The organism is Streptomyces sp. NBC_00887, from assembly GCF_045207585.1.
Map to the genome: position 1 here is coordinate 5,034,075 of NZ_CP108788.1, position 25,155 is coordinate 5,059,229.

Below are 25,155 nucleotides of genomic sequence, written 5' to 3' on the forward strand. Positions count from 1 at the left end.
CGTTTCCGACCGTGCCTGCTCTAAAAAAGACCGTATTGACGGTCCTCGCCGCCGCGTTGCTGTCCGTCTGTGTCGTCCGTCCCGCGGTCGCGGCCGATAAGGACAAGACCGACGACAAACAGCCGAAGCCGACCGGCCCGATGTCGACGGTCGGCGGCGAGCAGCTCGGGGAGGTCGGCACCCAGGTCAACCTGGGCGGCGGCGCACCGGTCCTGCCGAAGGACCTCACCGCCCGCTCGTGGATCGTCGCGGACGCGGAGAACGGACAGGTGCTCGCGGCCCACAACTCCCACTGGCGACTGCCGCCCGCCTCCACCCTGAAGATGCTGTTCGCCGACACGGTCCTGCCCGCGCTCCAGCCCAGGACCATGACGCACCTGGTGACGGAGGAGGAGCTCGCCGGTGTCGGCCAGGGCAGCAGCCTGGTGGGCATCAAGGAGGACCACGCCTACACGGTCCACGACCTGTGGCTCGGTGTGTTCCTGCGCTCCGGCAACGACGCGGTGCACGTGCTGTCCTCGATGTACGGTGGCGTGCCCGCGACGGTCGCGGCCATGCAGCGGCACGCCGAGGAACTGCAGGCGCTCGACACGACGGTCGTCTCGCCGGACGGCTACGACGCCCCGAACCAGGTCTCCAGCGCGTACGACCTGACACTGTTCGCCCGCAGCGGTCTCCAGAAGGCCGACTTCCGGGAGTACAGCGCGACGGCGACCGCCGCGTTCCCCGGGGAGAAGAAGAAGGGCAAGAAGCGAGAGTCCTTCGAGATCCAGAACACCAACCGGCTGATCACCGGTGACATCGGCGTGGAGCCGTACAAGGGCATCGCGGGCGTCAAGAACGGCTACACCACGCACGCGGGCAACACCTTCACCGGTGTCGCCGAGCGCAACGGCAAGGTACTGCTCGTCACCGTCATGAACCCGTCGTCGGAGGAGAGCCACGCCGTCTACAAGGAGGCGGCGAGTCTTCTCGACTGGGGCTTCGCGTCGAGCGGCAAGGTGACCCCGGTCGGCGAACTGGTCCCTCCGAAGTCCGCGACCACCGGGACCGGTAAGGGCGCGCAGCAGGAAGGCGCCACGGAAGCCGGCAAGGCCGGGTCGGCGACCGGGACCGGGGCCGGGAAGAAGCACGCGGCGACCACCGCTGCCACCGGCACCAGCGGGGTGTGGACGGCCCTGTCGATCGTCGGCGGGCTGCTGGTGGTCCTCGGCTCCGGCGTGTTCCTGGTCAACCGGCGCTGGCCGCTGCCCGATCTGGTGCGTCGCCTCCCCCGTCGCTGACGGAATCGGTCGCGCTCTCCTCCTTGCTCGGCGTCGCCGTCCATGCGGCGCAGAGCAGGAGCAGCTTGGCAGTGAAGTTGATCCAGAGCAGCAGCGCGACCGGCACGCCGAAGGCGCCGTACATGCTCTTCGACGCGACGCCCTTCATGTAGCTGCCCAGCAGCAGCTTGAGCAGCTCGAAGCCGACCGCGCCGACGAGCCCCGCGACGATCAGCCGACGGCGCGGCGGCTCCACGCCGGGCAGCAGGGTCAGCAGATAGAGCAGCAGCAGGAAGTCGGCGAACACCGCGACCGCGACGGCGGCCACCTGGAGCAGCACACCGCCGGCACCGCCCTCGGGGATGCCCAGCAGATCGGCCGTCCAGCCGATGGCCGTCGAGCCGACGGTCGAGGCGGCGAGTGTCACGAGCGCCGCACCGCCGAGGCCGAGCAGCAGGCCGCCGTCCTTGAGCCTGCGGATGACCGGATTGCCCTCGTCCACGTCGTCCTTCTCCCAGACGGCGCGCAGACAGTCCCGCATCGCACCGACCCAGCCGATGCCGGTGAAGAGCAGCAGCACACCGGCGACGAGCCCGACGGTGCCCGCGTGGGCCACCAGATTGTCGATGCCGAGCTGGTCCGAGATGCCCGGCACCTGCTCGGCCAACTTGTCCTTGATCTTCTCCAGTTGCTCGTCGGAGAGCAGCGCGGCACCGATTGCCGCGCCGACCGCGATGAGCGGGAAGAGCGCGAGAAAGCTGATGAAGGTGATGGCTGCGGCGAGCCTCGTCCAGTGGACCCGATCCAGCGTCTCGTAGGAGCGCCAGGCGTGCGTCATCATCAGCCGTGTGACGAGCGGCCCGATGACGGGGAGTTTTTTCAGCCAGTCCATGACGTACGCGTACCCCTCTGGGCGGAGAAAACCGGAGTCTGGGCCCCCCGGGACCACCAATCACCCATTTCGGTGAGCTCTGTAACAAATCCCTCAAATGGGTTTTCTCGGGCGATACGGTCACCCTCATGTCCGTCGACACGGTGTCCATGACCGGCTGGGGCCGCACCGCCCCGACGACCGCTCTGCGGTTTCGCCCCCGTACCCACGAAGAGGCCGTCGCCGCCGTGCGCGGCTGCGGGCCCCGCGGTGTCGTCGCCCGCGGGCTGGGCCGTGCCCACGGCGACGCGGCCCAGAACGCGGGCGGCTCCGTGGTCGACATGACCGCGTTGGACCGGATCCGCACGTTCGACGCCGACACCGGCACCGTGGTCTGCGATGCCGGGGTGAGCCTGCACCGGCTGATGACCGTTCTGCTGCCGCTCGGCTGGTTCGTGCCGGTCACCCCACGGACCCGCCATGTCACCGTCGGCGGGGCGATCGGCGCCGACGTCCACGGCAGCAACCACCCGGCCGCCGGCTCCTTCACACGGCATGTGCGCGCGCTGGAACTGCTGACCGCCGACGGCGAGGTACGTACGGTGCTGCCCGGCACCGACCTGTTCGACGCGACCGCGGGTGGCCTGGGCCTCACCGGGGTCGTCCTCTCCGCGACGCTCCGGTTCCGCCGCGTCGCGACCTCCCTCATGACGGTCGACACCGAGCGGGCCGCCGATCTGGACGAGGCACTGGCCCGCCTCGCGTCATCCGGGCACAGCGCGCCCTATGCGACGGCCTGGATCGATCTTCTGGCGCGGGGGAAGGCGAGGGGGCGCGCCGTCCTCACTCGGGGGGAGCATGCACCACTCGATGCGCTCCCGGCGCGCGCCCGGCGCACACCGCTGGTGTTCCGCCCGAAACAGCTGTCCGCCACGCCGCCCGCTCTCGTACCGGAGGGACTGCTCGGCCGGACCTCCGCAGCGCTCTTCAGCGAGCTCCGCTACCGCAGCGCACCCGTGTCCCGCTCCGGGGAACTGCAGAAGCTCTCCGCCTTCTTCCACCCCATGGACGCCGTCCCGCACTGGAACCGCCTCTACGGGCGCAGCGGCTTCGTGCACTACCAGTTCGCCGTCGGGTACGGCCAGGAGGAGACCCTGCACCGCATCGTCGGGCGGATCTCGGCGCGCCGGTGCCCCGCGTTCCACGCCGTGCTCGGGCGGTTCGGCGAAGCCGGTCCGGGCTGGCTCTCGTTCCCCGCGCCCGGCTGGACGCTCTCCTTCGGCCTGCCCGCCGGGCTGCCCGGCCTGGCGCGCTTCCTGGACGGTCTCGACGACGAGGTGGCGGCGGCCGGTGGCCGGGTCTGCCTGGCGAAGGACGCACGGCTGCGGCCGGAAGCGCTGGCCACGATGTACCCTCGGCTGCCCGAATTCCGCACCCTGCGGGCGGAGCTGGACCCCGGGGGAGCCTTCCGGTCGGATCTGTCGCGCCGTCTCGCGCTCTGACCGCTTGCCCATGTGCCCACGTGCCCGTCTGCCGCTCCGCCCGTCTGCCACAGTCCGTTCCGCCGCGCGACTGCCGCAGTCCGTTCCGCCGCTCGCCCTGTCGTCCGTTTCGCCGCTCGCCCTGCCGTCCGTTCCGCCGTCGCTAGGAGATCTCTCGTGAAGGACGCCTTCGGTGCCCCGCAGTCCCTGCTCGTCCTCGGCGGCACCTCGGAGATCGGCCTGGCCACCGCGCGCCGCCTGATCTCCCGCCGTACCCGCACGGTCCGGCTGGCAGGCCGGCCTTCCCCCGCCCTGGAGAGGGCAGCCGCCGAGCTGCGGGAACTGGGGGCGGACGTGCGAACCGTCGCCTTCGACGCGCTCGACACCGAGTCGCACGAGGAGGTGCTCGGAAAGCTCTTCACCGAGGGTGACATCGACACGGTGCTGCTGGCTTTCGGCATCCTCGGCGACCAGGCGCGCGACGAGGAGGATCCGCTCTCGGCGGTCCGGGTCGCCCAGACCAACTACACGGGGGCGGTTGCCGCCGGCCTGGTGTGCGCCGGCGCACTCCAGGCGCAGGGCCACGGATCGCTGGTGGTGCTCTCCTCCGTGGCGGGCGAGCGCGCCCGGCGCGCCGACTTCATCTACGGATCGAGCAAGGCGGGCCTGGACGCCTTCGCACAGGGGCTCGGGGACGCGCTGCACGGTACGGGGGTGCATGTGATGGTCGTCCGTCCCGGCTTCGTACGGTCGAAGATGACCGCAGGCCGTCAGGAGGCGCCGCTCGCGACGACTCCGGGCGCGGTCGCCGACGCGATCGTGACGGGTCTGCGGCGGCGCTCGGAGACGGTGTGGGTACCCGGCGCCCTGCGGGTGGTGATGTCGGCGCTGCGGCACGTTCCGCGCCCGCTGTTCCGGCGGCTGCCGGTCTAGGCCCGCTCGGCGAACGACGGCCGCGGACCGGGCACCCGGTCCGCGGCTTCCGGCGGACCGGCGGGGCGGGACCGGAGCGGTGTCAGGACTGCGGGGGCCGGGGCCGGGGTCCCGCGCCGGTTCGTCAGGGCTGCAGGGACGGCTGGTCCACGGAGCAGCCGCCCTGGGCCGGCACGGCGGGTGCGCCGCCGCCGGCCCCGAACGGGAACTCGTTGATCTTGCGCCAGACGCTGTCGGCGCCCTGCTCGTAGAGAGCGAAGGAACCGCAGCTCCACGCCGCCTCGTACGTGGAGAGCTCCTCGTACGCGCGGTCCATCGCGTCCTCCGCGATGCCGTGCGCCACGGTCACGTGCGGGTGGTACGGGAACTGGAGCTCGCGCACCAGCGGCCCGGAGGCCTCCCGGATCCGCTTCTGGAGCCAGGAACAGGCCGAGGCGCCTTCGACGACCTGGACGAAGACGACCGGTGACAGCGGGCGGAAGCTACCCGTTCCGGACAGCCTCATCGGGAAGGCGCGGCCGACCGTGGCGATCTGGGCGAGGTGCGCCTCGATCGCCGGCAGGTCGGCCGCGTCGGCCTCCGTCGGCGGGAGAAGGGTGACATGGGTGGGAATGCCGTACGCGGCAGGGTCCCCGAAGCTCGCGCGCCGCTCCTGGAGCAGGCTGCCGTAGGGCTCCGGGACCGCGATCGAAACGCCAAGCGTTACGGTCCCCACATCGTTCTCCTCAATCGTCGATGGTCGGTTTTCGGTCGTGCCGACGCCAGTGTGAACCCTCGGGCCGTGATCTCGCCAGGGTCCTTGGACTCAGTGCTTCGCCGGCAGAAGTCCCATGCGGTCGTATGTCTGCGCCAGCGTCTCGGCGGCGACGGCTCTGGCCTTCTCCGCTCCCTTGGCCAGGATGGAATCCAGCGTCTCCGGGTCGTCCAGATATTCCTGGGTGCGGGTCCGGAACGGGGTGACGAACTCCACCATGACCTCCGCGAGGTCCGTCTTCAGCGCGCCGTAACCCTTTCCCTCGTACTTCTGTTCGAGATCTGCGACGGCGGTTCCGGTGAGGGTGGAGTAGATGGTCAGGAGGTTGCTGACGCCGGGCTTCTTCTCCGCGTCGAAGCGGATGACGGTGTCCGTGTCGGTGACCGCGCTCCTGACCTTCTTGGCGGTGACCTTCGGGTCGTCCAGCAGGTTGATCAGACCCTTCGGAGTGGACGCCGACTTGCTCATCTTGACCGCCGGGTCCTGGAGGTCGAAGATCTTCGCCGTCTCCTTGAGGATGTACGGCGCCGGGATGGTGAACGTCTGCCCGAAGCGGCCGTTGAAGCGCTCGGCGAGGTCTCGCGTGAGCTCGATGTGCTGGCGCTGGTCCTCGCCGACCGGGACCTGGTTGGCCTGGTAGAGCAGGATGTCGGCCACCTGGAGCACCGGGTAGGTGAAGAGTCCCACGGTCGCCCGTTCGGTGCCCTGCTTGGCGGACTTGTCCTTGAACTGCGTCATGCGGGACGCCTCGCCGAAGCCGGTGAGGCAGTTCATGATCCAGCCGAGCTGGGCGTGTTCGGGAACATGACTCTGGACGAAGAGCGTGCACCGCTCGGGGTCGAGCCCGGCGGCCAGCAGCTGGGCGGCAGCGAGCCGGGTGTTCGCCCGCAGCTCCGCGGGGTCCTGCGGAACGGTGATCGCGTGCAGGTCCACCACCATGTAGAACGCGTCGTGGGACTCCTGCAGCGCCACCCACTGGCGGACCGCGCCGAGGTAGTTGCCGAGGTGGAACGAGCCTGCGGTGGGCTGGATTCCGGAGAGCACACGGGGTCGATCAGAGGCCATGAACTCATTGTCTCAGGTATGGAACCGATCTCCGGCAGCCGGTGTATGAAAGGTGTGAGGACGCGGGAGGGGGCCCTGCAGCCAGGGCCGGAGGGGGGCCGCACCGTCGACGACAGGTCCGGGAGCGGTGTCGTCGGGCGTGCCGGGGGCCAGTCCGGTGGACGGATCGGGGACACGGCCGATGGCGAGGCTGCGGTGATCGCTCGTGTGCGCGCCGGCGAGGCGGAGGCATACGCGCAGCTCGTACGCGCCCACACGGGTGTCGCACTGCGGGCGGCCGTGGCCTTCGGTGCCGGGGCCGACGCGGAGGACGTGGTGCAGTCCGCGTTCTTCAAGGCCTACCAGGCTCTGGGGCGTTTCCGGGACGGTGCGTCCTTCCGTCCGTGGCTGCTGCGGATCGTGGTGAATGAGACGAGAAACACAATCCGGTCGGCGGGGCGCGCACAGGCGGTGGCCGGGCGCGAGGCCAGATTCCAAGGTGCCGACCCGTTGATACCCGATGCGGCGGATCCCGCGATGGCGGCGCTGGCGGAGGAGCGGCGGACCCTGCTGTCGGCCGCGCTGGAAGAGCTCACCGAGGAGCAGCGTCAGGCGGTGACCTGCCGCTATCTGCTCGAAATGGACGAGGCGGAGACCGCGCAGGCGCTGGGCTGGCCGCGCGGGACGGTGAAGTCCCGTCTGAACCGCGGGCTGAAGAAGCTGGAACAGCGGCTCGGCGGGCAGTTGGGCCCGGGTCCGGGGCAGGAAGGAGGTGAGAGGAATGGCTGAGATGGACGATCCGGTGCGCCCGGGGCCGGAGCGCGACCGCTTGGGCCCGGAGGGCGATGAGGACCGGGCGCGGCTGCGGGCGGAGCTCCTGGCCCTGGGCCGCGGCCTGGAGGTGCCGGCGACCGACGGCCGCACGATGGCCGAGCGCGTGCTGGCGCAGATCGTCGCCGAAGCCGCACCCACACCGGTGCGCGAGCCTCCGGATCTGCGGGAGCGGACCGGCGCGTGGGCCCGCAGACACGCACGGATGCTGACCGCCGCCCTCTCGGGTCTGCTCATCGTGCTGGTGCTCACGCCCCCTGTCAGGGCGGCGGTCGTGGAGTGGTTCGACTTCGGCGGGGTCCAGGTGCGGTACGCACCGTCGGCGGAGCCCAGCGGCCCGGCCGGCGCGTCGCGGGCACCGGGCGCCGACACCACCGGCGCACCCCATACGGGCGGGGATCCGGCCGCCCCGGACTGCACCGAGTCGGTGCCGCTCGCCGAGGCGGCTCGGCGAGCCGGCTTCCGGCCGGTGGTCCCAGGCGAGCTCGGGCCCCCGGACGCGGTGGCCGTGACGGGCCTGCCGGAGCGCCGGTGGATGGTCACCCTGTGCTGGCACGAGCGGGGGCGGACCATTCGGCTCGACGAGTTCGCGTCCGGTCTCGATCCGTACTTCACCAAGCAGGTCCGCATCCAGCCGCAGTGGCTGGAGCTGGGCACGGAGGACGGCGCGCCGACGCAGGCGCTCTGGTTCGCGCAGCCCCATCAACTGACCTTCGGGTTGGTCGGGAAGGACGGACTGCGGTGGGTCCGGTCCGAACGGACCGCAGGGCCGACGCTGTTGTGGGTCCGGGGCGGACAGATGACGCTGCGGCTGGAAGGCGTGGACTCGCTGGAGCGGGCGCGCGCCGTCGCCGAGTCCGCTCTCTGATCTCTGATCTCTGATCTCTGATCTCTGATCTCTGGACGAACGGACGGACCGGAAAACAACCGGCTTCCGGACGGAACCTCGAAGGGCCCGGCGGTGTATCAGATGTGTCCGGTCCGGAGGGTCCGCACCGGACACAGGTAGGGGGAGGGGATGACATGCGAAAGCGACAGGAGCAGCGGGGGTGGGTGCGGCGGCGTGTCGCCGTTCTGGTGACGGTCCTCGGGCTGGGCGTGCTGCTTGCGCCCAGCGCGGTGGCGGGCGGGCAGACGAGCGTGCTGGTCACCTCGCCGTCGAGCGGCGAGGCCGCCGCCCTCTACGTGTCGGATCCGGAATTCGGCCGGCTGTCCCGTCTGCTGGGCCCGCCGGACAAGGGCGACCGCCGCCGGCCTGCGTCGCTGGACGGCTCCTCGGCGACCCGGCAGATCAACGTGACATGGATGGCGCTCGACCTGCAGCCGACCCGGACGGACCGGGTGTTCCCCGGGTCCGACCCCGACACCGTCTGGATACACACGGCCGCACAGGTCCCGGCCACCTATCGGGGTCTCTGGCACCGCGCCGCCGAGCCCAAGAAGCTGATCGCCCTCCTGGACGAACTGGGTCTGATGGGCCGGCCGAACCCCGAGAAAGGGGGACCCGCGCTGTATCCCGGCCGCTGGGAGAGCGAGAGCGCCCAGGCGTCCTCCGCAGGGGCCCGGGCAGGTGACGCGCCGGCACCGGATGACGCGCCCTCCCCCGGCCGGACGGACGCTGCTGCGGCCGCAGCAGGCGATGACGGGCCGTACGAGCGCCTCGACCACTGGTGGTGGGCGATACCCGGGCTCGCGATGGGCGCGGCGCTTGCCCCGGCCCTGCGTTCGAGGGGTGGGCGACGGGAGCCGGGGCGGCGTCAGGAGCTGCTCGACCGCTGAGCGGCGGGGTGAAGGGACAGGAAGCGGTGCACCGGGGTTCGGAGGCGCGCCGCACGGTGGAGGTTTCCTCGTCCCGGATCCGACCGACGATACAAAGTGGGCACACCCCGCCCACGCCGCACGACGAACGGAGATCCCGTGTCGACCACGGAAACTGCCATCGCCTCCGCCGAGGCGCACAGCGCGCACAACTACCACCCGTTGCCGGTCGTCGTCGCCTCCGCGGACGGAGCCTGGATGACCGATGTCGAGGGCCGCCGCTACCTCGACATGCTCGCCGGTTACTCGGCCCTCAACTTCGGCCACGGCAACAGGCGCCTCATCGACGCGGCCAAGGCCCAGCTGGAGCGCGTGACGCTGACCTCGCGCGCCTTCCACCACGACCGGTTCGCCGACTTCTGTACACAGCTCGCCGAGCTGTGCGGCATGGAGATGGTGCTGCCCATGAACACCGGAGCGGAGGCGGTGGAGACGGCGGTGAAGACCGCGCGCAAGTGGGGGTACCGCGTCAAGGGTGTCCCGGACGGCATGGCGAAAATCATCGTTGCCGCCGGCAACTTCCACGGCAGGACGACCACGATCGTCAGCTTCTCCACGGACACCGAGGCGCGGGCGGACTTCGGCCCGTACACGCCGGGGTTCGAGATCGTGCCGTACGGGGACCTGACCGCGCTCAGCGAGGCGATGACCGAGAACACCGTGGCGGTGCTGATCGAGCCGATCCAGGGCGAGGCGGGGGTGCTGGTGCCGCCGCCTGGCTATCTGCCGGGGGTCCGGAAGCTGACCCGGGAGCGGAACGTCCTGTTCATCGCGGACGAGATCCAGTCGGGGCTCGGCCGTACCGGCAAGACCTTCGCGTGTGAGCACGAGGGCGTGGTTCCCGACATGTACGTGCTGGGCAAGGCGCTCGGCGGTGGTGTCGTGCCGGTGTCGGCCGTGGTCTCGTCGGCCGCGGTGCTCGGTGTCTACCGGCCGGGTGAGCACGGATCGACGTTCGGCGGGAACCCTCTGGCCTGCGCGGTGGCGCTGGAGGTGGTCGCGATGCTGCGCACCGGTGAGTTCCAGCAGCGGGCGGCGGAGCTGGGTGACCACCTCCACCACGAGCTGGGGCTGCTGGCCGGTGAGGGGGCGGTGGAAGCCGTCCGGGGCCGTGGTCTGTGGGCGGGGGTCGATATCTCCCCGGGTCTCGGGACGGGCAGGGAGATCTCGGAGAAGCTGATGGATCGCGGGGTGCTGGTCAAGGACACCCATGGGTCGACGATCCGGATCGCCCCTCCTCTGGTGATCAGCAAGGAGGATCTGAACTGGGGCCTGGACCAGCTGCGCGGCGTGCTGAGCGCCTGAGGTCCAGGGTGTGCTGAGCACCTGACAGACCCGGTCGGGGCCCGGCCGCCCGGGAAGGGCCGACCGCACCGGGTCCGGCCTCCTGGGGACGGGCCGCACGGGGATCGGCGCGGGGAGGCCCGCACCGGGTCCGGCCTCCCGGGAGCGCCCGGCTGCCCGGGGCCCGGGCTCCGGGCAGCGCGGCCCGGACGGCCGCGCAGGCCCTCAGAGGATGACGTGGGGCAGGAAGCGAGCGTATTCGTCCGTGACCAGCCCCGCCGATTCCCTGATTCCGAGCCCGGCCGCCTCGTTTTCGACCACCCAGGCGCCGAGGACTACGCGGTTGCCCGCGAAGTCGGCCAGCGGCGCCAGTTCCTGGTAGCAGCAGGGTTCGTCGCGCAGCACCGGTTCGCTGCCCGGCTCGTGGATGGTGACTCCGGCACCCTCCCGGCCGAGCAGGGGCTTGGCGACGTAGCCCGCTCCACCGGGCCCGGCCAGCTCGCGGGGCCCGTCGAGATAGGAGGGCAGCAGATTGGGGTGACCGGGGTACAGCTCCCACAGGACAGCCAGGAGCGCCTTGTTGGAGAGGAGCATCTTCCAGGCGGGCTCGATCCAGCAGGTGGTGCCTGTCCCGCCCCCGTTGTCGAGGGTGTCCAGCACATGCGGCCCGAAGCGGTCGGTCGCCAGCCACTCCCACGGGTAGAGCTTGAAGCAACTGCGGATGAAGCGGAGCCGCTCGTCCACGAAGCGGCCGGCCAGCCGGTCCCAGCCGATCTGTTCGACGGAGAGTGCCTCGGTCTCCAGGCCGGCCTGCGCGGCGGTCTCGCGCAGATAGGCGACCGTCATCAGGTCCTCGCCCAGTTCGTCGCCGTCGGAGTGGGCGAAGTACAGCGGCCCGGGCGGCAGCAGCGGGGCCTGCCGCTTCCATGCCTCGACGAGACGCTCGTGAAGGGAGTTCCACTGGTCGGCACCCGGGAAGCGGTCCTCCATCCAGAACCACTGAGGGCTGGCGGCCTCCACCAACGAGGTCGGGGTGTCGGCGTTGTACTCCAGCATCTTCGCCGGACCGGTCCCGTCGTACCGCAGATCGAACCGGCCGTACAGAGAGGGGAGTTCGGCCCGGCGCCGCCAGGACTCGGCGATCAGTCCCGCCAGTCGGCGGTCGGTGATGCCCAGATCGGTGAAGCGGTCCTGTTCGACGATGTGCCCGGCGGCGGCCAGGCACATCGTGTGCAGCTCCTCCACGACCTCTTCGAGCGCCTCGACCTCGGGCAGCGAGAAGACGTAGTAGGCGCTCTCGTCCCAGTACGGGCGCAGGGATCCGTCCGGGTAGCGGGTCAGGGGGTAGATCAGCCCCTGCTCCTCCACGGTCTCCTGCCAGCCGGGACGCGGCTCGATGGTGCGGCGCTCCATGACAGCTCAGCCGCCGCCGGATCCGGAAGATCCGAATCCGTCGCGCTCGACCGCGGACTTGTTGAAACTTCCGCCGGAGACTTTGTTGTGGGAGTTGCTGCCGCCGTAGTAGTACGAACCGCTGCCGTTGCTGTCGCTGCACTCGTAACTCGGCAGTATTTCCTGGGTCACCGGGTCGACGCACCGTCGGTCCGGTTCCGAACTGCAGGAGGTGAGCGTCGCCGCGAGCACCCCCATGCCGCCGAGCACCACGGTGCCCGACCTGAGCCTGCGCCTGACCATCTTCTGTTCTCCCCCGTCGTACCCACGAGCCACTGGATGCAGTCAGATTAGATGCCCGACCGGCTCGGCTGAAATCAGGTGCTCACGCTCCCCCGTTCGTCCGGACATCCACGCCTACGGCAGCACCCGGCAGAGCGCGTCCAGCGAGCCCGCCCAGGCGCTCTCCGTCGGAGATCCGTAGCCGATCACCAGGCCGTCCCGGCCCACAACCGCGTCCCGGTGCCGGAAGCGCGACAGTCCCTCGATGGCGAGTCCCTGCCAGGCCGCCGCCTGGACCACCGACCGCTCGGTTCCTTCGGGGAGTTCGAGCACCGCGTGCAGTCCGGCCGCGATGCCGCTCACACGGATGTCCGGGGCACGCTCGGCGAGCGCCTCGACGAGCTGGTCGCGGCGGCGCCGGTAGCGCAGCCGCATCGCGCGCACATGGCGGTCGTAGGCCCCCGAATCCATGAACTGGGCGAGTGTCAGCTGGTCCAGCGTCCCGGACATCCAGTCGAAGCCCCCCTTCGCCTCGCACACCTCTCCCACGAGCCCTTCCGGCAGAACCATCCAGGCCAGCCGCAGCCCCGGTGCCAGCGACTTGCTGGACGTCCCCAGGTAGACGACCCGTTCCGGGTCCAGCCCTTGGAGTGCGCCCACCGGCTGGCGGTCGTAGCGGAACTCCCCGTCGTAGTCGTCCTCCAGGATCAGGCCCGACGCGGACCGCGCCCAGTCGATTGTCGCGGCCCGCCGATCGGGGTGGAGGGGCGTACCCGTCGGGAACTGGTGCGCGGGGGTCATCAGCACCGCGCCGACGCCTCGCATGTCGCCCAACTCCCCGCCCCTGGCTCCGAGCTCGTCCACCGGCAGACACGGGGTGCGCAGTCCCGCTTCGGACAGGAGGTTCCAGTGGATGTCGAGACCGTACGACTCGACCGCGACCTCCTTGACCCGCCGCTTCCGCAGCACCTTCCCGATCAGCATCAGCCCGTGGACGAACCCGGAGCAGATCACGATGCGTTCCGGGTCCGCGTCCACACCGCGCACCCGCGCCAGATAGTCCGCCAGCACGGTGCGCAGTTCGATGCGCCCCTGCGCATCCCCGTACCCGAAGGCCTCGTTGGGGGCGGCGGTCAGGGCGCGCCGGGACGCCTTGAGCCACTCGGCGCGTGGGAACGCCGACAGATCGGGGGATCCGGGCATGAGGTTGTGAGCGGGCCGGCGCCGTACCTGCCGGGATCTCGCGGTCCGCGCGGCCGGCCGGCGCGGGGCGGCCCGCTGCGCGACCCTCGTCCCCGAACCCTGCTGTGCGGTGAGCCAGCCCTCGGCGACGAGTTCGGCGTAGGCGTCGGCGACGGTGTTGCGGGCGACCCCGAGATCCACGGCGAGCGTACGGGACGAGGGCAGTCGGGTGCCGGGGGCCAGCCGCCCCGTACGGACCGCCTCCCGCAGTGCGTTCATCAGCCCGCTCCGCACCCCCGCGCCGACCGGTTCGATGTGCAGGTCGGCACCGAAAGCGGCCCAGGAATCTGTCATGGAAATGGACCATACCGGTGCGCCACCGGCGCCGTAGCGTCGTAGGCATGACGACCGACGAACACAGCCACGCCCCCGAACACCCCGCCCGACTGCAGTGGGCCACACTCTCCCCCGAGGTCTACAAGGCCATGGTCCGGCTGGACGCCGCCTCGCGTAAGGGGCTCGACCCGACGCTGCTCGAACTGGTGAAGATCCGGGCCTCGCAGCTCAACCGCTGCGCCCTCTGTCTGGACATGCACTCGAAGGACGCGCTCGCCGCGGGTGAGTCCGTCGAGAGGATCGTCCAGCTCAGCGCCTGGGAGGAGTCGCAGCACTTCTACACGGAGAAGGAGCTGGCGGCGATCGAGCTGACGGAGGCCGTGACGGTCCTGACCGACGGGTTCGTACCGGACGAGGTGTACGCGAAGGCCGCCAAGCAGTTCGAGGAGGCCGAGCTCAGCCAGCTGATCGCAGCCATCACGGTGATCAACGCCTGGAATAGGTTCGGGGTGGCCACCCGTCAGGTACCCGGCCACTACACGCCCGGCGACATCAAGCACTGAGACGGCGGTGAACTCCATGAACGAGCCGGTGTCCGTCTTCCGCGCCCTGCACCACGACCGCGCTCCGGGCGACCCCCTGGTCCTCCCCGGTCCGTGGGACGCCTCGAGCGCCCGTGTCTTCGCCGACGCAGGCTTTCCGGCGCTGGCGACACCGAGCGCCGGGGTCGCGGCCTCGCTCGGCCACGAGGACGGGCACACACCCGCCGCCGAGATGTTCGCGGCGGTGGCCCGGATCGTGCGCGCCGTGTCCGTTCCCGTATCGGCGGACATCGAGTCCGGTTACGGTCTGGCCCCGGCGGAACTCGTGGAACGTCTGCTGGAGACCGGTGCGGTCGGCTGCAACCTCGAGGACTCGGCCGACGGGATCCTCCTCGACCCGCAGCGGCAAGCGGACCGGCTCGCGGAGGTGCGCTCCGCCGCGGAGGGCCGTCTCTTCGTCAACGCCCGCGTCGACACGTACATCAGAGGTGTTCCGGCCGGTACGGACGTGGTCGCCGAGACGATCGCCCGTGCCCGGCTCTACGCGACCGCCGGCGCGGACTGCGTCTACCCGATCGCCGCCCCGGCCGGTGACCTTCCCCGTCTTGCCGCCGCCGTCCCGGTCCCGCTCAACGCCAACGGCGCACCTGACGGACCGTCCGACGCCCGCCGGCTGGGTGAGCTCGGCGCCGCACGGATCACCTTCGGCCCTCTGTTGCAGCGACGGGCCGCCGACGCGGTGCGCGACCTCGCGGAACGGCTGCGGGGCCGCTGAACCGCGACATGAGAAGGCGCCCCCGGCAGCATGTGCTGCCGGGGGCGCCTCTTCGTACGGATCCGGTCCGGCCGGGGCCGGAGTCCGGTCAGATCAGGCCGAGCTCGCGGACCGCGTCGCGCTCCTCGGTGAGCTCCTTCACCGAGGCGTCGATGCGCGTACGGGAGAACTCGTTGATGTCCAGGCCCTGGACGATCTCGTACGTGCCGTCCTTCGTGGTGACCGGGAAGGAGGAGATGATGCCCTCGGGAACGCCGTAGGAACCGTCCGACGGGATGCCCATCGAGGTCCAGTCGCCCTCGGCGGTGCCGTTGACCCAGGTGTGCACGTGGTCGATGGCGGCGTTGGCAGCCGAGGCGGCGGAGGACGCGCCACGCGCCTCGATGATCGCGGCGCCACGCTTGGCGACGGTCGGAATGAAGGTGTCGGCCAGCCATGCCTCGTCGTTGACGACCTCGGCTGCGTTCTTGCCGGCGATCTCCGCGTGGAAGATGTCCGGGTACTGGGTCGCCGAGTGGTTGCCCCAGATCGTCAGCCGCTTGATGTCGGAGACGGCGGCACCGGTCCGCGCGGCCAGCTGCGAGATCGCGCGGTTGTGGTCCAGACGGGTCATCGCGGTGAAGCGCTCGGCCGGCACGTCCGGGGCGGCGGCCTGCGCGATGAGCGCGTTGGTGTTGGCCGGGTTGCCGACGACGAGGACCTTGATGTCGTCCGCGGCGTTGTCGTTGATGGCCTTGCCCTGCGGCTTGAAGATGCCGCCGTTGGCGGAGAGCAGGTCGCCGCGCTCCATGCCCTTCGTACGCGGGCGGGCGCCGACCAGGAGGGCGACGTTCGCGCCGGCGAAGCCGACGTTGGGGTCGTCCGTGATCTCGATGTTGCGCAGCAGCGGGAAGGCGCAGTCGTCGAGCTCCATCGCGGTGCCCTCGGCGGCCTTCAGACCCTGCGGGATCTCGAGGAGTCGCAGGTTGACCGGCACGTCCGGGCCGAGCAGGTGGCCGGAGGCGATGCGGAAGAGCAGCGCGTAGCCGATCTGGCCGGCTGCGCCGGTCACGGTGACATTCACGGGAGTGCGGGTCATGGCGATCTCCGTTAGACAGCTGGCGGTGGGGGTCCCTGCCCCTGGTGCTGGATATCTCTGAATCTTGATGTGAAGAGATATCCAGCGATCAGGCTATCCGACCCCGGTCGTCCCGGCCGCCCACCCCCCTGTGGGACCGCACACAACCGGTCACGTACCGCAGCTGTCCGTCCGCCCGGATGCCTACTCAGGTGTGGTGCAGCCTTCCGTACCGGAGGTGAGCGTCGCGCACGCCTTCGCGTCCGAAGGCTTCTTCACGGCGACCATCGGGGTGTACGCGTCCGCGTCCGCGTCCACCGTGCCGTCCTGCCCGCCCGCGCCCGCGCTGATCCGAACGGTGTCTCCGGGAGCGGCCTTCGTCATACGGGCCCACGCGGCCGCACAGGTCTTGCTGTAGCGGACCTCGACGAGGCTGGTGCCCACCGTCGCCCTGGAGACCGTGCTCGCGAACTGGCCCCCGCACCCCATGGCTTCCGGGTCCTGTCCGGTGCAGTCCGCGCCGGTGCACCCGACCCCGGCCGGCAGCTCCGGCGCGGTGGTGCTCGGCTCGGCGGACGGGGTCGCGGTCTTCTTCCCGCCGTCGTCCGCGCCCAGATCGGTGAACAGCACCGCGCCGGCTATCACCAGCAGAGCGCCCACCACACCCACGAGGAACATCGTCAGCTTGCGACGGCCGCCGGGCTGTGTGCCCCGCCCCGCACGCCGGTCCGGCGGCTGTGCCCCCGCACCGGCTGCGTGGAATCCGTCCGCGGGGCCGACGCCGCCCGGGGCACCGGCGTCCGGTCCCGCCCCGTGCCGCGGCTGCTGCGGGATCCGCGGCACGGCTCCGCGCTGGACCGGTACGGACGGCGGACGGCCCGCGTCGCGCACGTCCTCCCCGGGCCCGGGCGCGGTGGAGACCCCCGCTCCCCCGCCCGCCCGTCCACCGGACCGGCTGCTCCGGCCGGCCGCGGGGGCCGAGGTCGGCCCGAACTCGCCGAGCGCCGCACGCGCCTGCGAGATCCGTATGGCCTCCATCGTCATGTCGTGGCGCATCTCGGAGCGGCTCCAGGCACGCTCCGCCAGCTCCCACATGGTCGTCAGGTGGTTCTGGTTGGTGCCCGTCACCTCGGCGAGCGCGACGATCGCCCCCTTGGGCGCGAGCAGCCTGCCGTTGAGATAACGCTCCCAGGACGTCTTGCTGTAGCCCGTGCGGTCAGCCACCGCCGCGATGCTCAGCCCGCTCCGGTCGACCAGCCTGCGCAGCTGGTTGGCGAACTCCTTGACCTGCGGGTCGAGTTCCTCCGGTAGTGCCTTCCAACGAGGCATTACTCCCCCTCATCCAATTCCCCCGAACGTGCCCGACGCGCCCCCGCTCCGTGACACCGAGCCCTGACGCCCCACTCAGAACCGGCGGTCTCCCGCTTCTGAACTACCCAAGAGGATGCGTAAAGCCAAGGTGTCAGTTCCTCATAGGGGGGCGCATGGGTGCATTCGGCGTCACCACACGCTCCGTCGTACGCCTGTGGCGTATGCCGGCTCAGTCTGCCATCGTTGCGCGGCGATCACACCGTGGCGGAATGGTCACTTCCGTGCCACAGGCCACTGCCATCCCTTGAACCGGACACCTCATGTCCATGACGCTGGAGGCAGGACGGGGCAAGGCCGCTCAAGTCACCGCATTCCGGCGTTTCTTGCTCCGGGACGTCCCGTCCGGTGTCCGTCCCTTCTCGGGGGAGGGGACGGACACCACAGGCCTCTAGCGGATGGTGAAGTGGACGACGTCCTCCAGGATGGGGACGTCCAACCACGGCTTCGGCTGCGCCATCAGCGCGAGCAGGACGATCAGGGTGCCCATCAGGCCGTAGGTGACGAGGTCGGTGAACCGGGACCGCACGGCCAGCATGCCGACCGAAGGAACCACCCAGCGCAGCACCGCCCCCGCGAGGAGGGCGATGCCCATCAGCATCGCGCCGATCCTGAAGGCTTCCGCGAAGGGGTCGGTCCCCACGATCAGCAGCCCGACACCGGCGGTGCAGAGCACGGTGAGCAGCGGCCACTGCCGGGCGGGCGCGGGAGCGTCCCCGGGCGCCGCACGGCCGCCGCCCTCGGGGCGGGCGGTGTCGTGGGTCAGCGAGAATCGCCGCGAGGGCGCCCGGGTCGAGCCGCCACCGCCGGCATCCGCCGGGGATGCCTCCTCGGGCTCGACTGCCGCCGGTGCCTCGCCGGACCCACCGACCGCCGGAGCCTCGACGGACTCGTCCGGACCGTCCTTCACTGCCGCCTCGTCCGGACCTTTGGTCGAAACCGCCTCGTCCGGACCGCCGGGCTCAAGCGCCTCGCCCGTTTCCACAGCCTCGTCGGCGTGCTTACCGTCCGCCGGACTCGTACCAGCACCCATGACGCTCCTACCGGCCCGGATCAGCCGGCGGAGACGGCAGAGGCATCGGCCGCCGCGCGCTCGGCCGCCTCGACCACGTTGACCAGCAGCTGGGCGCGGGTCATGGGGCCGACGCCGCCCGGGTTCGGGGCGACCCATGCGGCGACCTCGGCGACACCGGGGTGCACATCGCCGACGATCTTGCCGTTCTCGTCCCTGCTGACGCCGACGTCGAGCACGGCCGCGCCCGGCTTCACGTCCTCGGGCTTGATGAGGTGCGGCACACCGGCGGCGGCGACGATGATGTCGGCCTGCCTGAGGTGGGCCGAGAGATCACGCGTGCCGGTGTGGCACTGGGTGACGGTCGCGTTCTCGGACTTGCGGGTCAGCAGCAGCGGGATGGAGCGGCCGATGGTGACACCGCGTCCGACGACCACCACATGGGCACCGTTGATCTCCACACCGTGCTTGCGGAGCAGCGTGACGACACCCTGCGGGGTGCAGGGCAGCGGGCCGGTCTCGTTCAGCACGAGCTTGCCGAGGCTCATGGGGTGCAGGCCGTCGGCGTCCTTCGCCGGGTCCATGAGCTCGAGGACCCGGTTGGTGTCGATGCCCTTGGGAAGGGGGAGCTGCACGATGTAGCCCGTGCATTCGGGGTTGGCGTTGAGCTCCCGTACGACCTCCTCGATGTCCTCCTGGGTGGCGGTGTCGGGGAGTTCGCGCTGGATGGAGCCGATGCCGACCTGTGCGCAGTCACGGTGCTTGCCGTTGACGTACCACCGACTGCCCGGGTCGTCCCCGACGAGCAGGGTCCCCAGGCCGGGGGTGATGCCCTGCGCCTTGAGGGCCGCCACGCGGACGGTCAGATCGGATTTGATCGCAGCTGCGGTGGCCTTGCCATCGAGAATCTGGGCAGTCATGACACCCATCCTCGCGGATGACCCCACCCGCATACCAATTCTGGGTTGCACCGTGGACACGAGGTTGCACTTGCACAACACATTCGCCTGCTGACTGGACAGGAAGCCGATGCCAGGACGACGATGAGGCGCGCAGTATCGCGGACAGTGTCGGGGGGACCAACCGTTTCGGATCGCGCATCGTTCCTCCGCCCGGACCGCGTCGTCCCCGCACATTCGCAACGGAGGAATTCGGCCATGAGCTTCGGCGACCCCAACAACCCCTACGGCCAGCAGCCGGGCGGGCAGCAGCCGGGCGGGCAGCAGCCGGGCTACGGCTACCCGCAGCAGGCCCCCCAGGGCGTGCCGCAGCAGGGCTACGGCTACCCGCAGGCCCCGCCCGTCCAGGCCGGCTACGGCGGCTTCCCCGGTATGCCCACGGAGATGCCCGGTGGCGTGAAGTCCGCGCGGGTCATGCTCTACGTGATCGCCGGCCTGCAGCTGATCGGCGCGATCATCTTCGCGATCGCCGCCGCGGCCGTGAACGCCGCCAAGAACGACGCCTCACTGCAGGAGGACGTCCAGTTCCAGGAGCTCGCGGACTACTCGGGCAACGCCCTGTGGGGCATCGTCGCCTTCGCGGTGCTGTGGGGCGTCCTCGCCGTGTTCCTCGCCGTGAAGTTCGGCAGCGGTGGCAACGGCATCCGCATCACCGCGATGGTCTTCGGTGTGATCACCGCGATCCTCGGCATCTACCCGTTCATCGTGGTCGGCCTCGTCCACACCGTTCTGGCCGTCCTCGTCGTCGTCTTCGTGGCGAAGTCCGACGGTGGCAGCTGGTTCAACCGTCAGCAGCAGCCGCAGTACTGATCCTGATCCACCGGGTGGAGTGCAGTTCCACCGGCAAGGCCGCAGCTCCCGCGTTCCGCGGGGCCTGCGGCCTTCGGCGTTCTCCGGGACCGTGGCTGTGCTCAGGAACGGAAACCGGACGGCGCCGGACTGGTCCGCTCCATCACGACGAAGGACCCCGACCGGTGCTTGATCCGGTAGCGCGCCTCGGGATGGAGCTGCTGGGCGTACTTCACCGGGTCGTCGATCGGCGTCGACCAGCCGAAGTCCAGGTTGATCGCCACGATGTCGGGAGCGGTGCCGGGGGCGCCGCCGACCCAGTAGACCGTGCGGTCACCGGTCAGGTGCGCCATCAGAGTGATGTCCGTCTCCACGCGCGCGCCCTCGGGGATGGCGTCCAGTGCCTCCTCGGCCGCCTCGACGCGCGCTTCGGAGCGGTAGAACTCCGGGCGCAGCAGGTCACGCAGGGGCAGGTGCTGGGTGAGGGTCACGGCGATCGCCGCGGCCACGGGCACGGCGACGTTCGCGTACGCGAGGAGCCAGGGCCGATTCGAGGCGCGGCTTCGGCGGATGCCGTCGGCCATCGCCAGGAAGACGACCGGCATGAGGATCGCGCTGTAGTGCCAGACCATGCCCCAGTGGTTGGAGTCCTGGGACAGCAGCCGCCAGCCGAGCGTGGGCAGGACGAGCAGGATCAGGGGTGAGCGCAGCGCCATGAACGCGGTGATGCCGACCAGGAAGATCAGCATCTCCACCTTGACGGAGGAGTCGAGGACGCCGAGGACGGAGTCGAGCAGGGAGACCTCCTGCTCACCGTTCTTGTCGATCTTCTTCCAGTAGTCGTACGTGCCCGCACTGCTGGCCGCCGGTATGAGGACGAGCACGGTCAGCGCGAACGCGAACACTCCGAAGGCCGCCAGCAGCATGCCCTGGAGCCGTCGCCCGTAGAGGGCGAGGAGGGCTCCGACGACCGCGACGGTGATCCCGAGGTCCTCCTTGACCAGGACCAGGGGCAACGCCCAGAGGACTGCGGCCGTCCAGCGCTGCAGGAGCAGCGCGCGGCAGATGAGGGCGATCAGCGGTACGGCGAACGCTATTTCGTGGAAGTCGGCCTTCACCGCCTCCTGGAGGCCCCAGGAGAGCCCGTACGCGACGGTGGCGCAGAGACCGGAACGGCCGCCCAGGAGCTGTTGGACGGTGCGTCCGACGATGACCGCGGAGGCGGCGAACAGGGCGGACTGGGCGAACAGCAGCGATAGGGCGGAAGGCCAGATCCAGTACAGGGGGACGAGGAGCGCCACCACGGGGCTGAAGTGGTCGCCGAGTATCAGATAGCCGGGGCCCTTGATGTCGACGACCGGGGCGTTCAGCCCGGCGTACGCGCGCACCTCCTGTTCGAAGATCCCCAGGTCCCAGGAGGGCGACTGGAAGTGGCTGTACCGCAGGTACGCGTAAAGGAAGTAGAGCGCGCACAGGAGTGCGGCCACGATCAGATAGGGACGCAGCGGCACGGGGCTCGACGGACCGCCGGACCGCTCGGGGGCCGTTTCCGGCTGCTCCCGGTCGCCGGGCGCGTCCGTGTCGCTCTGGTTCAGGTCAAGCACGATGCCCCCGCACGGATTCCCTCGCTGGTCTCTGCCGGTCGTACCGGTCCAGCCCTTACGGACCGACAAGGCCATTCATTAGAACAGAGGGACGACTGATCTCCGTACGTCGGTACGCGGTACAGGCCGCACCCGGAGCGGGTGCGGCCTGTACCGGATCACTGCGGGGTCAACATCAGTGGAAGAAGTGGCGCGTGCCCGTGAAGTACATGGTCACGCCGGCCTTCTTCGCTGCCTCGATCACCAGTTCGTCGCGGACCGAGCCGCCCGGCTGGGCCACGGCCCTGATCCCGGCGGCAGTGAGGATCTCCAGGCCGTCGGGGAAGGGGAAGAAGGCGTCCGACGCGGCGTACGCACCGCGCGCCCGCTCCTCGCCGGCCCGCTCGACGGCGAGCTTGGCGGAGTCGACGCGGTTGACCTGGCCCATGCCGACGCCGACCGAGGCGCCGCCCTTGGCGAGCAGGATCGCGTTGGACTTGACCGCACGGCAGGCCTTCCACGCGAAGGCGAGCTCCCTGAGCTCGTCCGCGGAGAGGGCCTCGCCGGTCGCGAGGGTCCAGTCGGCCGGGTCGTCGCCGTCGGCCTGGAGCCGGTCGGTGACCTGGAGCAGCGCGCCGCCGTCGATGGGCTTCACCTCGAACGCGGAGGTCAGGGCGTCGGGGCAGCGCAGCACCCGGATGTTCTTCTTGCGGGCGAGGATCTCGACCGAGCCGTCCTCGTACGCCGGGGCGACGATGACCTCGGTGAAGATCTCCGCGACCTGCTCGGCCAGCGCCACGGTCACCGGACGGTTGACGGCGATGACACCGCCGAAGGCCGACAGCGGGTCGCAGGCGTGGGCGTTGCGGTGCGCCTCGGCGACGTCGTCCGCGATCGCGATGCCGCACGGGTTGGCGTGCTTGATGATCGCGACGCACGGCTCGGCGTGGTCGTACGCGGCCCGGCGTGCGGCGTCGGTGTCCGTGTAGTTGTTGTAGGACATCTCCTTGCCGTGCAGCTGCTCGGCCTCGGCGAGGCCGCCCTCGCCGGAGGTGTAGAGCGCGGCGGGCTGGTGCGGGTTCTCGCCGTAGCGCAGGACGTTCTTGCGTACGAAGGTGTCCCCTAGGAACTCGGGGAGGCCCGAGTCGTCCGAGGCCGCGTAGTCGGCCGCGAACCAGGAGGCGACGGCGACGTCGTACGAGGCGGTGTGCCGGAAGGCCTCGGCGGCGAGCCGCTTGCGGGCGGTCAGGTCGAAACCGCCGGCCTTGACCGCGGCCAGGACGTCGGCGTAACGCTCCGGGCTCGTCACGACCGCCACGGACGGGTGGTTCTTGGCGGCGGCGCGGACCATCGAGGGGCCGCCGATGTCGATCTGCTCCACGCACTCGTCGTCGGACGCGCCGGACGCGACGGTCTCCTTGAACGGGTACAGGTTGACGACCACGAGGTCGAACGGCTCCACGCCGAGCTCGGCGAGCTGCTCACGGTGGGCGTCCAGACGCAGGTCCGCGAGGATGCCGGCGTGCACCCGGGGGTGCAGCGTCTTGACCCGGCCGTCGAGGCACTCGGGGAAGCCGGTGAGCTCCTCGACCTTGGTGACCGGCACCCCGGCAGCAGCGATCTTCCCGGCGGTGGAGCCGGTGGAGACCAGCTCGACACCCGACTCGTGCAGACCGCGGGCGAGGTCCTCGAGCCCCGTCTTGTCGTAGACACTGACCAGAGCGCGGCGGATGGGCTTATTCACCGACATGACCGAGATGAACCTTTCGTCCCTCAATGCGATAGCCGTCGCGGGCGAGCCGCCCTACGGCCTCGACGAGCAGCTTGCGCTCGACTTCCTTGATGCGTTCGTGGAGGGCCGCTTCGCCCTCCGGGGTGTCCTCTTCGGTCACCTCGACCACGCCCTGCGCGATGATCGGACCGGTGTCGACGCCGTCGTCGACGAAGTGGACGGTGCACCCGGTGACCTTCACGCCGTACGCGAGCGCGTCGCGCACCCCGTGGGCACCGGGAAAGCTGGGGAGCAGGGCGGGGTGGGTGTTGATGAACCGGCCGCCGAACCCGGCGAGGAAGCCCTTGCCCACGATCTTCATGAACCCCGCGGACACGACGAGGTCCGGGCGGTGCTCCGCGACGGCGTCGGTCAGGGCGACGTCCCACTCCTCGCGGGTCGCGTACTCGCCGACCTTGCACACGAACGTGGCCAGCCCGGCACGCTCGGCGCGTTCGAGGCCGAGGGTGCCGTAGCGGTCCGCGCCGACCGCGACGATCCGGGCGCCGTAGCCCTCGGGGTCGTCACCGATGGCGTCGAGCAGGGCTTGGAGGTTCGTACCCGAGCCGGAGACCAGGACAACCAGACGGGCCGGAGCGGCGGAAGGGGGCGGGGAGGCCACAGCAGGGCCCTTTCTCGCGTGGTAAGGCAGGTGCGGTGTACTGGAATGCGTTTGTATGGTCGTACGAAAGAATCTCGTCCCCCGATACGGGGAACTCTACGAACGGGCCGACCGTCAGCAACGATACCGGCACACCCAGCGGCCCCCACGGGACGGGGGCGTGGCCGGGAGGTAGCGTCAGGGGACAGGGAACCGTCCTCAGGGCGGAAATGACGAGATGGGGAAGACGTTCACCACATGCCGGACCGCCTCCGCACCGCCTTTGGCCACCCGCTGCCCGAGCGGACCTTCACGCTGATGCGGGAACGCCGGTCCTCATCGCCGGACTCCTCCGCGTCTCCGGACTCCTCCGCGTCGCCGGACTCCTCCGCGACAGGCTCCTCCGGCGCACCGGATTCCCCGTCGGCGCCGGGCTCCTCGTCAGCGCCCGGCGCCTCGACCCCTTCCGACGACAATCCGTTCGCCGCCCCTCCCGAGGACCGGCCCGACCAGCCCTGGCAGCCGCGCCACCCGTCCCACGGCGCGGGAGGCAACGGCAGCGGCGGCAACGGCGAGGGCCCGTCCGACGACCGCCCCGTCTGGGGCAGCCAGTGGAGCGACCAGCAGCCGGGCCGGCAGAACGGCGGCTTCGGCAGCCGTCCCGGCGGGACCGGCGGGCAGGGCGGCCAGGGCGGCCAGGGTGGAGGCCCCGAGGGCAACCCCGGCGGACTGCGCTGGGACCCGACCGACCCCGCGCAGCGCCGCGCCCGCTACGCGGTGCTGGGCGGCATGTGGGCGTTCTTCTTCGCCCTCTTCGACTTCCCCGAGATCGCGCTGCTCCTCGGCGCACTCGCTGTGTACTGGTCGGTCAGCGCCCTGCGCGCAGGGCCACGGAAGACCCCGGCACAGAGCGCCGCGCCCGCCGCGACCGGTGATGCGGCCCCGGACCGTGCCCCCGCAGCCACCCCGCCCGGCGCTCCTCCGGTGGCACCGCCCGCGGGTGCGCCGCAGAACAGCGGCAGGCAGCAGACCACTGCGGCTGTCAGCGGTCTGGTCACCGCGCTGCTCGCCCTGCTGATCGTTGCCACGTCGTTCACGGTGCAGCTGGTCTACCGCGACTACTACACCTGCGTGAACGACGCCCTCACCAAGTCCGGCGCCCTGGCCTGCAATGATCTGCTGCCCGAGCCGCTGGAGCCCTTCTTCGGCGTGAAGAAGTAACGCCCGG

Annotated in this window: 24 protein-coding genes; 11 read left to right on the forward strand and 13 right to left on the reverse strand. The window is 70.6% G+C overall.

Annotation, left to right across the window (positions count from 1 at the left end):
- The first annotated feature begins 11 nt into the window (after nucleotides 1-11).
- Complete coding sequence (locus OG844_RS22835) at nucleotides 12-1,283, forward strand: D-alanyl-D-alanine carboxypeptidase family protein (protein ID WP_406392703.1); 1,272 nt, start codon at nucleotides 12-14, stop codon at nucleotides 1,281-1,283.
- Here OG844_RS22835 and OG844_RS22840 read toward each other — a convergent pair.
- Nucleotides 1,231-2,154, reverse strand: a complete 924-nt coding sequence (locus OG844_RS22840; RefSeq protein ID WP_406392705.1) for a YihY/virulence factor BrkB family protein — start codon at nucleotides 2,152-2,154, stop codon at nucleotides 1,231-1,233. The two genes, OG844_RS22835 and OG844_RS22840, sit on opposite strands and share 53 nt — an antisense overlap.
- A gap of 128 nt (nucleotides 2,155-2,282) precedes the next feature.
- Between OG844_RS22840 and OG844_RS22845 the strand changes: the two genes are divergently transcribed.
- Nucleotides 2,283-3,635, forward strand: a complete 1,353-nt coding sequence (locus OG844_RS22845; protein ID WP_406392707.1) for an FAD-binding oxidoreductase — start codon at nucleotides 2,283-2,285, stop codon at nucleotides 3,633-3,635.
- Between the two features lie 156 nt (nucleotides 3,636-3,791).
- On the forward strand, nucleotides 3,792-4,547 hold the full coding sequence (locus tag OG844_RS22850; protein ID WP_406392708.1) for a decaprenylphospho-beta-D-erythro-pentofuranosid-2-ulose 2-reductase: 756 nt from the start codon (nucleotides 3,792-3,794) through the stop codon (nucleotides 4,545-4,547).
- 124 nt (nucleotides 4,548-4,671) lie between these two features.
- On the opposite strand, the gene OG844_RS22855 is transcribed toward OG844_RS22850, so the two are convergent.
- A complete protein-coding gene (locus OG844_RS22855; protein WP_406392710.1) occupies nucleotides 4,672-5,262 on the reverse strand; it encodes a 2'-5' RNA ligase family protein in 591 nt (196 codons plus the stop codon).
- 90 nt (nucleotides 5,263-5,352) lie between these two features.
- Nucleotides 5,353-6,366, reverse strand: a complete 1,014-nt coding sequence (gene trpS, locus OG844_RS22860; RefSeq protein WP_406392711.1) for a tryptophan--tRNA ligase — start codon at nucleotides 6,364-6,366, stop codon at nucleotides 5,353-5,355.
- 18 nt (nucleotides 6,367-6,384) lie between these two features.
- On the opposite strand from trpS, the gene OG844_RS22865 reads away from it, so the two are divergent.
- The 4 genes from OG844_RS22865 to rocD all read left to right on the forward strand — a co-directional run bounded on the left by OG844_RS22865 (nucleotide 6,385) and on the right by rocD (nucleotide 10,299).
- Complete coding sequence (locus OG844_RS22865; RefSeq protein WP_406392712.1) at nucleotides 6,385-7,134, forward strand: RNA polymerase sigma factor; 750 nt, start codon at nucleotides 6,385-6,387, stop codon at nucleotides 7,132-7,134.
- Entirely contained in the window at nucleotides 7,127-8,044 is a 918-nt protein-coding gene (locus tag OG844_RS22870) for a hypothetical protein (RefSeq protein ID WP_406392713.1), read from the forward strand. Before OG844_RS22865 ends, OG844_RS22870 begins: the two co-directional genes overlap by 8 nt.
- A gap of 155 nt (nucleotides 8,045-8,199) precedes the next feature.
- On the forward strand, nucleotides 8,200-8,955 hold the full coding sequence (locus OG844_RS22875; RefSeq protein ID WP_406392714.1) for a hypothetical protein: 756 nt from the start codon (nucleotides 8,200-8,202) through the stop codon (nucleotides 8,953-8,955).
- Nucleotides 8,956-9,093: 138 nt separating this feature from the next.
- On the forward strand, nucleotides 9,094-10,299 hold the full coding sequence (gene rocD, locus OG844_RS22880) for an ornithine--oxo-acid transaminase (protein WP_406392716.1): 1,206 nt from the start codon (nucleotides 9,094-9,096) through the stop codon (nucleotides 10,297-10,299).
- A 204-nt stretch (nucleotides 10,300-10,503) separates the two neighbouring features.
- Here the strand turns inward: rocD and OG844_RS22885 are convergent, their stop codons facing one another.
- The 3 genes from OG844_RS22885 to OG844_RS22895 all read right to left on the reverse strand — a co-directional run bounded on the left by OG844_RS22885 (nucleotide 10,504) and on the right by OG844_RS22895 (nucleotide 13,488).
- On the reverse strand, nucleotides 10,504-11,691 hold the full coding sequence (locus OG844_RS22885) for a glutathionylspermidine synthase family protein (RefSeq protein WP_406392718.1): 1,188 nt from the start codon (nucleotides 11,689-11,691) through the stop codon (nucleotides 10,504-10,506).
- A gap of 6 nt (nucleotides 11,692-11,697) precedes the next feature.
- The gene (locus OG844_RS22890; RefSeq protein ID WP_406392719.1) at nucleotides 11,698-11,973 is read right to left on the reverse strand and encodes a hypothetical protein; all 276 of its coding nucleotides are present in this window, start codon (nucleotides 11,971-11,973) and stop codon (nucleotides 11,698-11,700) included.
- 114 nt (nucleotides 11,974-12,087) lie between these two features.
- On the reverse strand, nucleotides 12,088-13,488 hold the full coding sequence (locus OG844_RS22895; protein ID WP_406392721.1) for a PLP-dependent aminotransferase family protein: 1,401 nt from the start codon (nucleotides 13,486-13,488) through the stop codon (nucleotides 12,088-12,090).
- 47 nt (nucleotides 13,489-13,535) lie between these two features.
- On the opposite strand from OG844_RS22895, the gene OG844_RS22900 reads away from it, so the two are divergent.
- Nucleotides 13,536-14,033 (forward strand): carboxymuconolactone decarboxylase family protein, encoded by a 498-nt coding sequence (locus OG844_RS22900; protein ID WP_406392723.1) that lies wholly within the window; start codon nucleotides 13,536-13,538, stop codon nucleotides 14,031-14,033.
- Nucleotides 14,034-14,049: 16 nt separating this feature from the next.
- Nucleotides 14,050-14,787 (forward strand): isocitrate lyase/phosphoenolpyruvate mutase family protein, encoded by a 738-nt coding sequence (locus OG844_RS22905; protein WP_406392724.1) that lies wholly within the window; start codon nucleotides 14,050-14,052, stop codon nucleotides 14,785-14,787.
- Between the two features lie 88 nt (nucleotides 14,788-14,875).
- Here the strand turns inward: OG844_RS22905 and OG844_RS22910 are convergent, their stop codons facing one another.
- From OG844_RS22910 to OG844_RS22925, 4 genes are all read right to left on the reverse strand, one after another.
- A complete protein-coding gene (locus OG844_RS22910) occupies nucleotides 14,876-15,865 on the reverse strand; it encodes a malate dehydrogenase (protein WP_406392725.1) in 990 nt (329 codons plus the stop codon).
- 183 nt (nucleotides 15,866-16,048) lie between these two features.
- Entirely contained in the window at nucleotides 16,049-17,173 is a 1,125-nt protein-coding gene (locus OG844_RS22915; RefSeq protein ID WP_406392726.1) for an XRE family transcriptional regulator, read from the reverse strand.
- Between the two features lie 430 nt (nucleotides 17,174-17,603).
- Nucleotides 17,604-18,245, reverse strand: a complete 642-nt coding sequence (locus OG844_RS22920) for a DUF3017 domain-containing protein (protein ID WP_406392727.1) — start codon at nucleotides 18,243-18,245, stop codon at nucleotides 17,604-17,606.
- 20 nt (nucleotides 18,246-18,265) lie between these two features.
- On the reverse strand, nucleotides 18,266-19,144 hold the full coding sequence (locus tag OG844_RS22925; RefSeq protein ID WP_329208154.1) for a bifunctional methylenetetrahydrofolate dehydrogenase/methenyltetrahydrofolate cyclohydrolase: 879 nt from the start codon (nucleotides 19,142-19,144) through the stop codon (nucleotides 18,266-18,268).
- 237 nt (nucleotides 19,145-19,381) lie between these two features.
- Between OG844_RS22925 and OG844_RS22930 the strand changes: the two genes are divergently transcribed.
- A complete protein-coding gene (locus OG844_RS22930; protein ID WP_406392728.1) occupies nucleotides 19,382-19,993 on the forward strand; it encodes a hypothetical protein in 612 nt (203 codons plus the stop codon).
- A 101-nt stretch (nucleotides 19,994-20,094) separates the two neighbouring features.
- Here OG844_RS22930 and OG844_RS22935 read toward each other — a convergent pair whose 3' ends face one another.
- From OG844_RS22935 to purN, 3 genes are all read right to left on the reverse strand, one after another.
- Complete coding sequence (locus OG844_RS22935) at nucleotides 20,095-21,576, reverse strand: DUF2079 domain-containing protein (protein WP_406392729.1); 1,482 nt, start codon at nucleotides 21,574-21,576, stop codon at nucleotides 20,095-20,097.
- A 175-nt stretch (nucleotides 21,577-21,751) separates the two neighbouring features.
- On the reverse strand, nucleotides 21,752-23,305 hold the full coding sequence (gene purH, locus OG844_RS22940) for a bifunctional phosphoribosylaminoimidazolecarboxamide formyltransferase/IMP cyclohydrolase (protein WP_406392731.1): 1,554 nt from the start codon (nucleotides 23,303-23,305) through the stop codon (nucleotides 21,752-21,754).
- Nucleotides 23,292-23,948 (reverse strand): phosphoribosylglycinamide formyltransferase, encoded by a 657-nt coding sequence (gene purN / locus OG844_RS22945; RefSeq protein WP_406392732.1) that lies wholly within the window; start codon nucleotides 23,946-23,948, stop codon nucleotides 23,292-23,294. The genes purH and purN overlap by 14 nt, the downstream gene beginning before the upstream one ends.
- A 237-nt stretch (nucleotides 23,949-24,185) precedes the next feature.
- Between purN and OG844_RS22950 the strand changes: the two genes are divergently transcribed.
- Complete coding sequence (locus OG844_RS22950) at nucleotides 24,186-25,148, forward strand: hypothetical protein (protein WP_406392733.1); 963 nt, start codon at nucleotides 24,186-24,188, stop codon at nucleotides 25,146-25,148.
- The last annotated feature ends 7 nt before the right edge of the window (nucleotides 25,149-25,155 follow it).